This is a genomic window from Burkholderia sp. SJZ089 (assembly GCF_007828315.1).
Lineage (GTDB): Bacteria > Pseudomonadota > Gammaproteobacteria > Burkholderiales > Burkholderiaceae > Burkholderia > Burkholderia gladioli.
Genome location: NZ_VIUM01000014.1, coordinates 230,893 through 243,935, shown reverse-complemented (window position 1 = coordinate 243,935; position 13,043 = coordinate 230,893). Strand labels below are relative to the sequence as shown.

The 13,043-nt window shown below is 68.7% G+C and carries 12 protein-coding genes; 5 read left to right on the top strand and 7 right to left on the bottom strand.

Annotated features, from left to right (window positions below):
• The first annotated feature begins 194 nt into the window (after positions 1-194).
• Positions 195-842: a TIGR00730 family Rossman fold protein gene (locus FB600_RS25415; protein ID WP_096748586.1), complete on the top strand. Its 648-nt coding sequence runs from the start codon at positions 195-197 to the stop codon at positions 840-842.
• 40 nt (positions 843-882) lie between these two features.
• On the opposite strand, the gene FB600_RS25410 is transcribed toward FB600_RS25415, so the two are convergent.
• Positions 883-1,746 (bottom strand): LysR substrate-binding domain-containing protein, encoded by an 864-nt coding sequence (locus FB600_RS25410; RefSeq protein WP_013698588.1) that lies wholly within the window; start codon positions 1,744-1,746, stop codon positions 883-885.
• A gap of 123 nt (positions 1,747-1,869) precedes the next feature.
• Between FB600_RS25410 and FB600_RS25405 the strand changes: the two genes are divergently transcribed.
• A complete protein-coding gene (locus tag FB600_RS25405) occupies positions 1,870-3,507 on the top strand; it encodes a gamma-glutamyltransferase family protein (protein WP_145757538.1) in 1,638 nt (545 codons plus the stop codon).
• A gap of 89 nt (positions 3,508-3,596) precedes the next feature.
• A complete protein-coding gene (locus FB600_RS25400) occupies positions 3,597-4,916 on the top strand; it encodes an MFS transporter (RefSeq protein ID WP_145757537.1) in 1,320 nt (439 codons plus the stop codon).
• A 66-nt stretch (positions 4,917-4,982) separates the two neighbouring features.
• Here FB600_RS25400 and FB600_RS25395 read toward each other — a convergent pair whose 3' ends face one another.
• Together FB600_RS25395 and FB600_RS37805 are read right to left on the bottom strand one after the other, a co-directional pair.
• On the bottom strand, positions 4,983-6,053 hold the full coding sequence (locus FB600_RS25395; protein WP_145757536.1) for a saccharopine dehydrogenase family protein: 1,071 nt from the start codon (positions 6,051-6,053) through the stop codon (positions 4,983-4,985).
• 80 nt (positions 6,054-6,133) lie between these two features.
• Entirely contained in the window at positions 6,134-6,256 is a 123-nt protein-coding gene (locus FB600_RS37805) for a hypothetical protein (protein ID WP_261383463.1), read from the bottom strand.
• A gap of 32 nt (positions 6,257-6,288) precedes the next feature.
• Here FB600_RS37805 and FB600_RS25390 point away from each other — a divergent pair, with 32 nt between their 5' ends.
• Positions 6,289-7,341, top strand: coding sequence for an FAD-binding oxidoreductase (locus tag FB600_RS25390; protein WP_186016692.1), 1,053 nt, complete (start codon positions 6,289-6,291; stop codon positions 7,339-7,341).
• Positions 7,342-7,370: 29 nt separating this feature from the next.
• Positions 7,371-8,090 (top strand): M24 family metallopeptidase, encoded by a 720-nt coding sequence (locus FB600_RS25385; protein WP_233635441.1) that lies wholly within the window; start codon positions 7,371-7,373, stop codon positions 8,088-8,090.
• A gap of 32 nt (positions 8,091-8,122) precedes the next feature.
• Here FB600_RS25385 and FB600_RS25380 read toward each other — a convergent pair whose 3' ends face one another.
• The 4 genes from FB600_RS25380 to FB600_RS25365 all read right to left on the bottom strand — a co-directional run bounded on the left by FB600_RS25380 (position 8,123) and on the right by FB600_RS25365 (position 13,033).
• Positions 8,123-9,928, bottom strand: a complete 1,806-nt coding sequence (locus FB600_RS25380) for a methyl-accepting chemotaxis protein (protein WP_145757534.1) — start codon at positions 9,926-9,928, stop codon at positions 8,123-8,125.
• 478 nt (positions 9,929-10,406) lie between these two features.
• Positions 10,407-11,153 (bottom strand): glucose 1-dehydrogenase, encoded by a 747-nt coding sequence (locus tag FB600_RS25375; protein WP_145757533.1) that lies wholly within the window; start codon positions 11,151-11,153, stop codon positions 10,407-10,409.
• A gap of 262 nt (positions 11,154-11,415) precedes the next feature.
• Positions 11,416-12,177, bottom strand: coding sequence for a DNA-binding transcriptional regulator (locus FB600_RS25370; protein ID WP_036050775.1), 762 nt, complete (start codon positions 12,175-12,177; stop codon positions 11,416-11,418).
• Positions 12,178-12,313: 136 nt separating this feature from the next.
• Complete coding sequence (locus FB600_RS25365; RefSeq protein WP_098153870.1) at positions 12,314-13,033, bottom strand: HpcH/HpaI aldolase family protein; 720 nt, start codon at positions 13,031-13,033, stop codon at positions 12,314-12,316.
• Positions 13,034-13,043 lie beyond the last annotated feature (10 nt).

Here is a 13,043-nt window from a genome sequence, read left to right as displayed (position 1 = left end):
CGCCGGGGCCCGCGGGCCTCCATCCACACCCAATTCATTCGATTGACATCGCTACGGAGCGTAGCGTAATCTCCGCTCGAAACGCTACGCATCGTAGCGTATTTATGGGCGCTTTGCCCGGCGGTGCTTGCACGATCGGCTCCCGATCCGGTCAAGCCGCGCCGCGACTCGCGCCATCCTGATCGGAAAGGAACATGGCAGACAAGGAAGTCAATTCGCAGCGGGGCGAGGATAGGGGCGTTCGAGCGGTATGTGTCTACTGCGGGTCGTCGCCCGGCGCCGATCCCGCCTTCATGGAGGCCAGCCAGGCGCTCGGACGGGCATTGGCGCGGGCGAGGCTAAAGCTGGTCTACGGCGGCGGAACCACCGGCCTGATGGGCGCGGTGGCGCGTGGCGCGCTCGACGCCGGCGGGGAGGTCGGCGCGGTCATTCCGCGCTTCCTGATCGACCGCGAGGCAAACCAGGCATCGCTGAGGATGTTCGAGGACCTGACGATCACCGACACCATGCACGAGCGCAAGCACCGGATGTTCGAGCGCTCGGATGCGTTCGTGGCACTGCCGGGCGGCATCGGAACGGTCGAGGAAATCGTGGAGATCATGACCTGGAGCCAGCTCGGCCGCCATCGCAAGCCGATCGTGCTCGTCAATACCAAGGGTTTCTGGAATCCGCTGCTTGCCCTGCTCGATCACCTGCGCGAGGCCGGCTTCATCCATAGCGGGCACCTGTTGCAGCCGATCCTTGCCGAGCGTGTGGAGGACGTCGTGCCGGCCATCCTGGATGCAGCCGTTCCCGCCGGAATCTCGGGCGAGGGTGAGCGCCCGATCGTCGGGAAGCGCTAGCCGGTGGGCCGGTTCCGCCGATGCGGGTTGCGCATCCCGCTCACCGGCGCAACATCTCGGCGATCGTCTGCGTGAGCAGGGTCTGCCGGTTCGCCTTGCGCTGGACCATGCTCACCGAGCGGATGAAGGTTCGCCCCGGCAGCGGCACCAGCCGCAGGTTCGGGTCGCTGCGCCACCTGCCGCCGCGCAGCACCGGCAGCACGCTTACCCCCACGTTGCCGCGCACCAGCGAGACGATCGTCTCGATCGAGTTCAGCTCCAGGTATTCGCGCGGCGCGATGCCGAGCTCGGCCAGCGCGCGGTCGATCACCACGCCGGTCGGCACGCGCCGGTCGAAGCGCAGGAATTCACGCTCGCGCAGGATGCGGCGCGCGTCGTCGCCGGGCGTCTCCCGGCTCGTCACCAGCATCAGCGGCTCCTCGTAAAGCGGCGTCCAGGCGAGCGTCTCGTGCAGCGCGCCCTCGGCGCTGTCCACCACCACGGCGAGGTCCACGTCGCCATCCTCGACCATGTGCGCCAGCTCGTTCGAGCGTGCCGAGGTCAGCCGCACCTCCAGTTCCGGATGATCGTTTTTCAGGTGCGCGATGGCCAGCGACAGCCCGCCGATCACCGATACCACCGCGCCGATGGTGACCGAGCCGCGCATGGTGTCGCCCGTGCTGGCGGGCAACTCGTCGATCAGGGCGAGGATGTGCTCCACCTTGGCGCAGATCTCCCGGCCTTCGCGCGTGAGCGCGATCTGGCGCGCGCGGCGGTCGAAGATCGACTTGCCCAGCGCCTCCTCGAGCCCGCGCATCTGCAGGCTCACGGCGGCTTGCGTGAGCGCGGTCTTCTCGGCCGCCGTGGCGAACGAACCGCTGCGCGCCACGGCCTGCAGGGTGCGCAGCATGCGTAAGGTGAGCATGTAAATTAAATTTAAGTGTCGAGAAAAAATATTAAATTTTTTTGCCCGCGCGTTCAAGATAATCCAGGTATCGACGTGGGCATGCGTGCCGCCTCCTTCCTCATTACCGGGATCCGAACTTCCATGACGAGCTTCGACTGGCAGAACCCCTATCCGACACCGCGCCTGCCGGTGTTCGCCCGCAACATCGTCTCGACCTCGCATCCGCTGGCGGCGCAGGCGGGGCTGCGCATGCTCTGGAAGGGCGGCAACGCGGTCGATGCCGCGATCGCGGCGGCCGCGGCCATCACAGTGGTCGAGCCGGTCTCCAACGGCCTGGGCAGCGACTGCTTCTCGCTGGTCTGGGACGGCGCGAAGCTGCACGGGCTGAACGCCTCGGGCCCCGCGCCGGCGGCCTGGAGCGTCGATTATTTCCGCCGCAAGTACGGCGAGGAAAACGGGCTGGCGAAGCAGCCCAAGCGCGGCTGGGACACGGTGACCGTGCCCGGCGTGATCGCCGGCTGGGAAGCGCTGCATGCGAAGTTCGGTTCGCTGCCGTTCGCGGACCTGATGGAGCCAGCCATCGAGATCGCCGAGCGCGGCCATGCCGTGGCGACCATCGTCACGCGCAAGTGGCAGGCCGCGATTCCCGAACTGCATAACCAGCCGGGGTTCGCCGAGACCTTCATGCCGCGCGGGCGCGCACCGGAAGTCAGCGAGCGTGTCTGTTTCCCGGGCCACGCGGCCACCCTGCGCCGGCTCGCGGAAAAAGGGCCGCGCGACTACTACGAAGGCGAGCTGGCCGAGCGCATCGCCGCCTTCGCGCGCGAGGGAGGCGCGGCGCTCACGCTGGACGACCTGCGCGGCTATCGCCCGGAATGGGTCGAGCCGATCGGCAAGGACTATCGCGGCTACACGGTCCACGAGATCCCGCCGAACGGGCAGGGCATCGCGGCGCTGATCGCGCTGGGCATCCTCGAGCAGTTCGACATGAGCGCGTTGCCGCGCGACAGCCTCGAATCGCAGCATCTGCAGATCGAGGCGATGAAGCTCGCCTTCGCCGATGTCTACCGCTACGTCGCCGATCCGCGCTCGATGGAGGTCACCCCCGAGCAGATGCTCGACACCGCCTACCTCAAGGAGCGCGCCAAGCTGATCGACCCGAAGCGCGCCACGCACTTCGGCTTCGGCATGCCGCGTTCGGGCGGCACGATCTACCTGTCCGCGGTGGACGAGCGCGGCATGATGGTGAGCTTCATCCAGTCGAACTACATGGGCTTCGGCTCGGGCGTGGTGGTGCCCGGCACCGGCATCGCGCTGCAGAACCGCGGCTGCGGCTTCTCGATGGATCCGGCCTCGCCGAACGTGGTGGCGGGCGGCAAGCGCCCGTTCCACACCATCATCCCGGCCTTCCTCACGCAGCGGGTGAACGGCCGCCAGGAGGCGGTGATGAGCTTCGGCGTGATGGGCGGCGACATGCAGCCGCAAGGGCATCTGCAGTCGGTGGTGCGCATGCTGGATTACGGCCAGCAGCCGCAGGCCGCCTGCGACGCGCCGCGCTGGAAGGTCAACCGCGATTTCACGCTCGACATCGAATCGACCTTCGACGCGCAGACGGCACGCGGCCTGCAGGGCCTCGGCCACGAGATCAAGGGCATCGACGATCCCTACATGGACTTCGGCTCCGGCCAGTTCATCTGGAAGCTCGATCGCGAGGACCCGGAGCGCGGCTACGTGGCCGCGAGCGATACGCGACGCGACGGGCTCGCCGCGGGTTTCTAGTCGGCCGGCGCCTGGCCGCGAGTCGGAGTTCCCGGCTCGCGGCGCGCGGCCATCGATGAGTAGAACCAAGCAAAGTGGGGAAGACTGGCATGGATATCGGGACATCGGCCGAGCAGGTGCCGCTCAGCCGCGGCATGATGCGTCGCATCGTATTCTCCTCGTCGATCGGCAACGCGCTCGAGTGGTTCGATTTTCTCGTCTACGGCTACTTCGCGCCGATCATCGCGAAGGTGTTCTTCCCCGTGCACGACGAATGGCTGTCGACCCTGCTGGCCGTCGGCACCTTCGGCATCTCCTTCCTGATGCGGCCGCTGGGCGCGATCGTGCTGGGCATCTACGGCGATCGCCACGGGCGCAAGGCGGCGCTCACGCTGGCCATCGCGCTGATGATGGCCGGCACGCTGGCGATGGCGGTCATGCCGCCCTATGCGTCGATCGGCATCGCGGCGCCGCTGCTGATCCTGCTCGCCCGCCTGGTGCAGGGTTTCGCGGTGGGCGGCGAGTTCGGCAGCGCGACCGCGCTGATGGTCGAGCACAGCCCGAACCGGCGCGGCTACTTCGCCAGCTGGCAGTTCGCGAGCCAGGGCGCGGCGGCGATCCTGGCGGCGGCCTTCGGTTCGCTGCTGGCCTGGTGGCTGCCGCCCGAGCAACTCCAGGCCTGGGGCTGGCGCCTGCCGTTCTGCTTCGGGCTGGTGCTGGGGCCGGTGGGCTGGTACATCCGCTCGCACCTGGACGAGACGCCCGAATTCCTCGCCAACCAGCGGGCCGAGTCCATGCAGGCCGCGCCGGAAGGCAAGGCGCCGGGGCTCGGCCGTCAATGGGGCAGCCTGCTGCTGGCGGTCGGCATCGTTGCGCAATCGACGGTCGGCGTGTACATCCTGCAGCTCTACATGCCGATGTACGCGGTCAAGCAGCTTCACATGGCGGCGGCGAGCTCGTTCGGCGTAGTCGTGCTCAACGGCGGCCTGCAGTTCCTGCTCTCGCCGGTGATGGGCGCGCTCTCGGATCGCATCGGGCGCGTGCGCATCATGCTGACCACCTCGATCCTGCTCGCCACGCTCACCTATCCGATGTTCGCGCTGCTGCAGCGCCATCCCACCCTGGGCTGGCTGCTCGTGCTGCAGGCCGCGGCCGGCATCTTCAAGGCGGCGTATTCGGGGCCGATGCCGGCCCTGATGTCGGAGATCTTTCCCGTGCGCGTGCGATCGGCGGGGCTGTCGATCGCCTACAGCCTCGGCGTGACGTTGTTCGGCGGTTTCGCACCGACGATCGCGGAAGTGTTCATCCACGCGAGCGGCGATGTGCTCGCGCCTGCGTATTACGTTTCGCTCGCTGCCGTGATCTCGGGCGTGTCGCTTGCCGTGGTGGGTTGGCGAAGGCGTGGTCGCGTTGGCGGCCAGCGTCGTTAGTCAAGTGTACGAAACGTCGATCGCTTCAGGCCGGCATGCTGTCGTCGGTCGAGACGAACGCGCGTTTCATACGATCTCCAGCGGCCCCGAGCCGGGCAGGCTGCTCACCAGCTCGGCCCCGATCAGCCTGGACGGCGTGTAGGCGCCGCCGGCCGGGCGAGTGCGCATCAGATGGTCGACCACGGCCAGCGCGCCGTTGACGGTGAGGCTGTACACATGGTCGGTACGCACGCGCGCCGTCCTGCGCTCGCCTCGCGCATTGCGCACTTCCCCCCAGACATAGGTGGCCTGTCCGGCGCGCCGACGCGCATCCGGGCCGGTGACGGTTCTGCCGATGCGGGCCTTGAGCAGGTCCTGCACGGCGCGCAGGCCCAGCAGCGGCCGGACCAGGTTGCCGAGCCGGGCGCCGAGGACCATGCCGGCCGAGGCGGGGATGAACACCTCGATATTGGGAATGCCCGTGGTGGCGTAGGCCGTGGACACGTCGCCCCACGGAATGGTCATGGCGTTCTTCTCGCCATTGCCGAAGTCGATCCGGCGCATGCCATGGGCGAGCGGTACCGTCACGATGCGCCCGTCGCGACGGACCTTGCCGCCTTGCGGCATGCCCTCGATCAGGGTCTTGGCGGTGCCGGGCGAAAAGCTCGAACTCGAATCGAAGCCGAGGGCGAGATGCGTGGCGTCCGGCAGGGCGGCCTTGAGCGCGGCCGCGACGCAATCGGTGGGAATCACGTCGAAGCCGACGCCCGGGCAGATCGTGATGCCCGCCTGCCGGGCGCGTTCGTCGAGCGACCGGGCATGCTCGAACACGGCGATCTCGCCGGAAATGTCGAGGTAGTGCGCCCCGGCGCCGAGGCAGGCCTCCATCATGGGCGCCGCGGTCGTCGAAAACGGGCCGGCGCAGTGCATCACCAGCGTCTGGCCTTCGACCTGCCGCGCCACCTCCCCGGGGCGATCGAGGTCGAACACGCGCGCCTCCAGGCCCAGCTCCCGGGCCAGCGACTCGACCTTGTCGCGGTTGCGGCCGGCCAGCACCGGCCTGAGCCCGCGCCTTGCCGCCTCGCGCGCGATCATTTCCCCGGTATAGCCGTTCGCTCCGTAGAGCATCCAGCCCGGCGTGCTGTGCTGTTGGTTCATCGGCGTGGTCCCTGGTGCGAGTTGCGCTGCTTGTCGGTCCTGATGGAGGTTCGACCTTGACGTTCAAGTGGTATTGAAGGTCAATAGGCGCGCGAGGGCAAGGAGAGGCTGGCCGAAGCTTGCCGGTTCTTCGCGGCATAGTGGTCCAGTTCCGGCGCCCGCAAGTGGTCCTTCAACTCGTCCTCGACGATTCGTATAGTCACCCCCATGGAAGCATGACCACATGGGAGGCTCAATGCAGGCGCTGGTACAGAGCCTCGAACATCGAGGCGGATCCGTCGTGATCCTGGGTTTGTCCCCGGTGGACACGTCCTTGCGCTATCAGGAAGGGCAATACCTGAGCATCGCGTTGCCGGGCACGGACGCGCATCGTTCCTATTCGATGGCTTCGCCCTGCCGCGCCGACGGCAGGATCGAACTCCACATCCGCCTGCACGAGCAGGGGCGGTTCTCTCGCATGCTGCGCGAGCAGATCCGGGTCGGCAGCACGCTTGAACTGTCCGGGCCCTACGGCGATTGCATCTGGCGGGTCCCGGCCGATCAGGATGCCAAAGTGATCCTGCTGGCGACCGGAACCGGCATCGCGCCGCTCAAGGCGATGCTCGAACGGCACCTCGCGACGGCCGTGCGCAACGATGTCTGGTTGTACTGGGGCGGCGACCGGCCCGGCGATCTCTACGCGGTCGACGTCTTGCGCTCGCTCGAGCGCGAGTACCGCCATTTCCATTTCGTGCCGGTCATGCGCACCGCGAGCCCGGATTGGGAGGGCGCGACGGGTTTCGTCCAGGACGTGGCGGCCGCCGCCCATCCCTCGCTCGGCGACGCGTATGTGTTCGCGTGCGGGGCGCCGGCCATGGTGCGAATGGCGCGCGAGCGACTGGTATCGCGCTGCGGCCTGCCCGAGGACAGGTTCTTCTTCGATGCGTTCGAGGCGTCCGCGGCTGCCGCCGTGATCGACGCGTCGCCGCACGCGAGCATCACGGTTGCCGTGTCGCTGCCCGACGGGGCGCGCCGATCCCTGCGCTGCCCGGTCGGTGCGTCGCTGATGCAGGCGCTCGTCGCCGAGCACGTCGTGGAGGCCATCTGCGGCGGCAACCAGTCATGCGGCACCTGCCGCGTGAGGATCGACGAGACGGACCTGCCGAGGCTGCCGGCGATCTCCAGAGCCGAGAAGCGCCTGCTCGGCGCGTTTGCTGCCAGCGGGCCATTCGACCGGCTTTCCTGCCAACTGGACATGCGAGCCGAGCACGAAGGCCTGCGGCTGACGATACCCCCGAAAGACTTTTGACCAGGACCACCATGCAAGACGAATCGCTCATGAACCCGCACGACAATCCGCTCGAGGCCGTGGGCCCGCATTACGACGCCGCCCAGATGCTGATCGCGCGCGAGCACACGCGCGCCGCCGTCGAGGCGATCGCCGCCGCGATGCAACCGGGCATGGCCGAATCCGAGGCGATCGAGACCGCCAAGGACATCCTGGCCGACATGGGGCTGCTGCGGGGCTGGCACGACGTGTACGTTCGTTTCGGCGGGAACACCGTGCAGATCGGCGGCGCGCCGGCCGACCCGCACCGCGTGCTGGGCGAGGACGACATCTTCCTGGTCGACATCGGGCCTTGCTGGCAGCGCTGGGAGGGCGACGGCGGCGACACCTTCGTGACCGGCTCGAACCGGGAGATGGCGCGCTGCGCCGAGGACGTCAAGGCGATCTTCCACGAAGTACGCCGCCATTGGCTGAGCACCGGCGCGACCGGCAGGCAGCTCTACGAGTTCGCGAAAGCCAGTACGGAGCGGCGTGGCTGGGAACTGAACTTCGACTTGCCGGGTCACCGCATCGCCGATTTCCCGCACAAGGCCATCGTCAACGTGCCCTTGTCCGGCATCGAATTTCGTCCCTCGCAGCAGCTGTGGGTGCTCGAGATCCATATCCGCGACAAGGACCGTCGCTTCGGCGCGTTCTTCGAGGACATGCTGCTCGACGATTCGTATTTCGAGCGATCGGCGCTCGCACGCGCGCCGATCGATGCCTCATGAGCACGACGACGCCGTCGCGCCGCGCGCCTCGTTCAAGCTGTCGTCGCTTGCCGCAACCGGAACAGCCCCACGATCCCCGACAGGCCATGCGCCTGTTCGTTGAGCGTCGCCGAGGCGGCGGTCGACTGCTCGACCAGCGCCGCGTTCTGCTGCGTGGCCTGGTCCATCTCGGCGACGCTGCGGTCGATCTGGCTGATGCCGGTGCTCTGCTCGTTCATCGCGCCGTCGATCTCGCCGATCACGCGATTGACGCGCTCGATGCCCTCGACGATCTCGCGCATCGCCGCGCCGGCCGCCTGCACGCGTTGCGCGCCGGTGTCGACGCTGGCTTCCGAGGACTGGATCAGGTCCTTGATCTCGCGCGCGGCCGTCGCGCAGCGCTGGGCGAGCGTGCGCACCTCGCCCGCCACCACCGCGAAGCCGCGGCCGTGCTCGCCGGCCCGCGCGGCTTCCACCGCCGCGTTCAGCGCCAGGATATTGGTCTGGAAGGCGATGCCGTCGATCACGCCGATGATCTCGGTGATGCGCGCCGAGGCGCGGGCGATCTCGTCCATCGTGCTGACCGCGCTGGTCACCACCGCGCCGCCGCGCGCCGCCGCCTCGCTGGCCGAGGTCGCGAGCCGCGAGGCCTCCATCGCCGATTCCGCCGACTGCTTCACGCTCGCGGTCAGTTCGGTGAGTGCGGCCGAGGTGTGCTGCAGGTTGCTGGCCGAAGTCTCGGTGCGTTGCGACAGGTCGCGATTGCCCATTTCGATTTCGTCGGTGGCCAGCTTCATGCTGTCCACGCCGGACTTCACGTCGTGCAGCACCGCGCTGATCTTGTCGACGAAGGCATTGAAGGAGGCCGAGATCTGCGCCACCTCATCGCGGCCGGCCACCGGCAGGCGATGCGTGAGGTCGCCGCCGCCCGAGCCGATGGTGTCCATCGCGTCGCGCACCCGCGACAGGCTGCGGAACGAGTTCGAGGTGAAGAAGGCCGCGAGGCCGACCGCGGCCAGCGTCAGCAGCAGCATCGCCACGCCCAGCGTGCGCAGCACCCGGCTCAGTCCCGCGGTGGCCTCGGCCTTGTCGAGCGCGATCACCAGGTACCAGTCGGTGCCGGCCACCGGCTGGGCCTTGAGCAGCTTCACCACGCCGCCCAGCGCGATCTCCATCGGCGCGCCGGCCTGGGCCAGCGAGGCCAGCGCTGCGGGCGTGAGCGCCTCGGCGATATCGGTGGCGGGCTTGAGCGCGAGCTTGGCGTCCGGGTGCGCGATGACCTGGCCGTCGCGCGTCACCACGAAGGCCAGGCTGGCGGGCGTCGGATGCACGGTGGACACCACCTCGCGCACGCCCTCGAGCGGCACCGCGCCGCTGACCACGCCGTCGGCCGAGCCGTTGCGCATCATCGGCGCGGAGAACGACACGTAGGGCGCACCCGTCGAGGAGTCGCCATAGGGCTTGGTGACCACCAGCGTGCCCGCGGCCAGCGCGGCCTTGTACCAGGGGCGCGCGGTCGGGTCGTAGCCCGGCGCGGTGCTGGTGGTCGAGAAAAAGCTCTTGTCGCTCCAGCCGACCGTGGTGATCGGGAAGCCGCTGGCGCGGCCCATGTGCTTGACGAAACCTTGCGGATCGCCGTGCTCGACGTCCTCGGCCGAGGCCTTGACCGCCTGCGCCTTGGCCTCCACCCACTTGTCGATCGCCAGCGTGTTGGCGCCGGCGATCGCGTCCAGGTTCTGCGCGATGGTTTCCATCGTGTTGGCGCGCACCGTGAAGTAGGCGGCGGCGCCCGACAGCGCGAGCGCGCCGATCACGGTGGCGGAGGAGATGATCAGGATGCGGCTTCGGAGTGAGGACATCATGGCCTTGGGAGGAGAGGGCGGGCTGCGCGAATCGGGAGGCGGTTGCGGTAATCGGGTACGGGGAATCGAGGGCGGGCGACGGCACCCGCTCATAGCGTCTACGGCGCGGCGCGCGAAAACTTGATGGCGGGAAGTCGGGACGGCGAGGCGCGGCGCGTCGGGAGCGCGGCGGATGGGACGATGGCGCGCAGGCTCGCGGCGGCGCGGCGTGTGCCAGGGACGAGCGAGGCAGGGACGAGCGAGAAAGCCGGTTGAAAGGATGCGGCGCGTCGCGTGGGAGAGATGAAACGCGGGAATCGCCGCGAATGGCGGCCTGGAAGATCAGGCGAGCCGGTAGCGCGCCTGGTTCCGGTCGCGGTGGGCAGCGTGCAACCGGTACAGCCGGGGGCTTGCCCCGGCCTTGTGATGCGTCGATGGAGTCCGATCCGGCGCGCCTCGGGCCTGCCGTCCAGGGCCCGAGGCGCGCCGGCCGATCTCAGCGCAGGCCGCCGGCCGCGAGCAGATGCTCGCCGCTGATCCAGCGCGCGTCGTCCGAGGCCAGGAACACGGCGACGCCGGCGATGTCGTCGGGTCGGCCGGCGCGGCCCAGCGGCGTTTGCGCCACGAACTGCGCTTCCATCTCGGAGCCCGCGATGCCGGCCGCGTGCGTGCCTTCCGTCTCGACATAACCGGGGTTGATCGCGTTGACGCGGATCTTGCGCGGCGCGAGCTCCAGCGCCAGCACGTTGGTGATCGCATCCACCGCCCCCTTGGTGCCGGTATAGACGGCGGTGGTGGCGGGGGTGATCCGCGTCGCCGCCGAGCTGATGTTGATCACGCTCGCGCCTTCGCCAAGGTGCTTCGAGGCGGCCTGCGTGACCAGCAGCAGGCCCAGCACGTTGGTATTGAACTGACGATGGAACTCGTTCTCGGTGATGTCTTCCAGCGCCGCGAAGGCATACACGCCCGAGTTGTTGACGACGGTATGCAGTGCGCCGAATTCGTCGATCGCGGCCTGCACCAGTTTCGCGGCATCGGCCGCCTTCGACACGTCGCCGCCCACCGCCACCGCGCGCCCGCCGGCGTCGCGGATCTCGGCGGCCACGCTTTCCGCGCCCGACTTGCTGCTGGCGTAACCGACCACCACGGATGCGCCCTCGGCGGCGAGCGCCTTGGCGATTGCCGCGCCGATTCCCTTCGAGGCACCCGTGACGAGTGCGACCTTTCCTTCGAGCTTGGCCATGCTGTTCCTCACCTAGTGTGGACCGGTCGCCGCCAGGACGGCGACGCACCGGAGTGCCTTGTAATCTACGCGCGGCCCATCCCGGGAAAAAGCGTGAAGACTCGAATTTAGATGCCGGGTTTGGCAAACAATGGAATAGTCGCGAGTGCGAATTGTGCGAATTGCGCCAAAAGGCGAGCGGCCCCTGTCGTTACAGCGGCGATGGATGCGCGGGCACGGACGAGGGCGGCGCCGCCGCGATGCGCGTGCCGGCTCCGGCGCACTACAACTGCTCGGAGATCCGCCGCGAGACGTCCTGCAGGCGATGCAGATAACGCTCGACCACCTTGTCGACCGTCAGCGCGGACGAGAACCAGGTCAGCCCGATCGAGGCCACCACGAAATCCTTCGCGATCACCGGCACCGCGAGCGTGCCCGACACGGGTCGCACGGTGGCGTCGCGCAGGCCGTAGCCGCGCTGGCGCGTTTGCTCCAGCATCGCCTGCACGGCCTCGCGGTCGTGGGCGAGACGATCCTCGGGATGATGGCTCTGGCGCACGATCTCCAGCAGCATCTCCTGTTCCTCCGGCGAGCAGAACGCCAGGTAGGCGCGCCCGAGCGCGCGCGACACCAGGCTCAGCCGCATGTTGATCGATGAGTGCAGCAGCGACAGCGGCGAATAGGGAATGGTGCTGTGGCGCACCACCAGCGCATCGACGTCGAGCATGCCCAGGGCGATCGGCCATTTGATTTCCTCGGTCAGCGCGCGCACCAGCGGCCCGGCGATCTCGACCACGCGCGGCACGTGGTGATAACCCGAGTTCAGCGCGTTGACGCCGTCGAGCAGGCGGTATTCGCCGGGGCGCGCGCCGCGCGCGACCAGGCCCAGTTCCTCGAAGGTGCGCAGCAGCCGCACCAGGGTCGGCTTGGGCAGGGTGGTGGACTGATGCAGGCCGTCGAGCGTCGAGACCGGCATCTGGTTGAGCGCGCGCAGCAGGGCAATGGCCCGCTCGACCGCGCGGATCGACGAATCGCGTTCCGCCATCTTGGGGTTCCGGTCTGTCTCCGATCTTGTTTCTGGTTCGTATCGGCGCTCGGCGAGGGCCGGCGCGATCGCGTCTGATCCAGGCGGATTATCCCAGCTTTGCCGGGCGGCGGCGTACCGGCATGCGGCTGCCGTGTCAGGCCATCATCGCGAGCGCGCCGCGGCGCAGCAGCGCCTGGTCCGAGCCGACCACGAACCAGCTCGCGCCCATCGGCTCGAACTCGCCGCATTCCTGGCTCTCGCCGATCGCGACGCCGCCGATCTTGCCGGCGCGGCGCGCGATGTCGAGCACCGCGACGGTGGCCTGCATCACCTCGGGCGCGCGCGCATCGGCGAGCCCGAAGGACAGCGCGAGATCGGCGCGGCCGACGAACAGCCCCGCCACGCCGTCCACCGCGGCGATTTCGGCGGCGGCCGCGCAGCCGGCGCGGCTCTCGATCTGGCAGATCACCGTGGTGCCGTTGCCGGCCTCGACCGCGCGCTTCATGCCCATCGCGCCGTAGCCGGCGAAGCGCGGCGAGCTCGAATAACCGCGCTCGCCGTCGAGGAAGCGCGTGCGCGCCACCAGGCGCCGCGCGTGCTCGGCCGAATCGACATGCGGCACCAGCAGGCCCGACACGCCGAGATCGAGCGCGGACTGCACGGTGGCCGGTTGCATGTCGGGAATCCTGACGAACAGCGGCAGCGCCACCGAGCGCGCGGCGATCACCATGATGTCGAGCGTGGCGCGATCGAAGGGCGCGTGCTCGGCGTCGATCACGGCGAAGTGGAGGCCGGCACCGCCGAGGATCTCGATGATCTGCGGCGCGCCGGTCTTGACGAAGGTGCCGATCTGGCGCGGGAGGCTGGCTTGCATGGGCGTGGAA

What these genes read in the sequence shown, in the direction of transcription:
- FB600_RS25380 (WP_145757534.1), bottom strand. Translation starts at nt 9,928, where the DNA reads ATGTCCTCACTCCGAAGCCGCATCCTGATCATCTCCTCCGCCACCGTG.
- FB600_RS25400 (WP_145757537.1), top strand. Translation starts at nt 3,597, where the DNA reads ATGGATATCGGGACATCGGCCGAGCAGGTGCCGCTCAGCCGCGGCATG.
- FB600_RS25395 (WP_145757536.1), bottom strand. Translation starts at nt 6,053, where the DNA reads ATGAACCAACAGCACAGCACGCCGGGCTGGATGCTCTACGGAGCGAAC.
- FB600_RS25375 (WP_145757533.1), bottom strand. Translation starts at nt 11,153, where the DNA reads ATGGCCAAGCTCGAAGGAAAGGTCGCACTCGTCACGGGTGCCTCGAAG.
- FB600_RS25390 (WP_186016692.1), top strand. Translation starts at nt 6,289, where the DNA reads ATGCAGGCGCTGGTACAGAGCCTCGAACATCGAGGCGGATCCGTCGTG.
- FB600_RS25405 (WP_145757538.1), top strand. Translation starts at nt 1,870, where the DNA reads ATGACGAGCTTCGACTGGCAGAACCCCTATCCGACACCGCGCCTGCCG.
- FB600_RS25370 (WP_036050775.1), bottom strand. Translation starts at nt 12,177, where the DNA reads ATGGCGGAACGCGATTCGTCGATCCGCGCGGTCGAGCGGGCCATTGCC.
- FB600_RS25410 (WP_013698588.1), bottom strand. Translation starts at nt 1,746, where the DNA reads ATGCTCACCTTACGCATGCTGCGCACCCTGCAGGCCGTGGCGCGCAGC.
- FB600_RS25385 (WP_233635441.1), top strand. Translation starts at nt 7,371, where the DNA reads ATGAACCCGCACGACAATCCGCTCGAGGCCGTGGGCCCGCATTACGAC.
- FB600_RS25415 (WP_096748586.1), top strand. Translation starts at nt 195, where the DNA reads ATGGCAGACAAGGAAGTCAATTCGCAGCGGGGCGAGGATAGGGGCGTT.
- FB600_RS25365 (WP_098153870.1), bottom strand. Translation starts at nt 13,033, where the DNA reads ATGCAAGCCAGCCTCCCGCGCCAGATCGGCACCTTCGTCAAGACCGGC.